Source organism: Enterobacter cloacae complex sp. P12RS (assembly GCF_014895875.1).
Classification (GTDB): Bacteria; Pseudomonadota; Gammaproteobacteria; order Enterobacterales; family Enterobacteriaceae; genus Enterobacter; species Enterobacter bugandensis.
This window is the reverse complement of sequence record NZ_JADBQO010000089.1, coordinates 1-322: the sequence shown is the minus strand read 5'-3', so window position 1 is coordinate 322 and position 322 is coordinate 1. Positions and strand designations below refer to the sequence as shown.

Sequence of the window (322 nt, the reverse complement as noted above, 5' to 3'; positions counted from 1 at the left end):
GCTGATCTGCGCGTGGTCGCCGCTGCCCAGCGCCGCGCCGAGCGTCCCTTTCAGGCTGATCTGGTTGTCGCTGGTGATAAAGTCGCTGCCGGACAGGCCGGTATCCTGGGTAACGGAATCCACGGTAATGGTCGTTGCCGCAGGCTTCGTCAGGTCAATCACCACGTCCTGGCTGTCCGTTGCCCCCACGTTACCCGCGCTATCGATCACCCGCACCTGGTACTGATACGAACCGTCCGTCAGGGTGCGGCCATCGGTGTAGCGCCACGTGGTGCCGGTCACCGTCAGGTCAATCCAGGTGGTGCCGCCGTCGAGGCTGATC

Annotated in this window: 1 protein-coding gene; it reads right to left on the bottom strand. The window is 64.3% G+C overall.

Going from position 1 to position 322, the window contains the following annotated elements; translation table 11 throughout:
* A partial coding sequence (locus IM284_RS23005) for an Ig-like domain-containing protein (RefSeq protein ID WP_193055969.1) occupies positions 1-322 on the bottom strand: 322 nt, incomplete at both ends.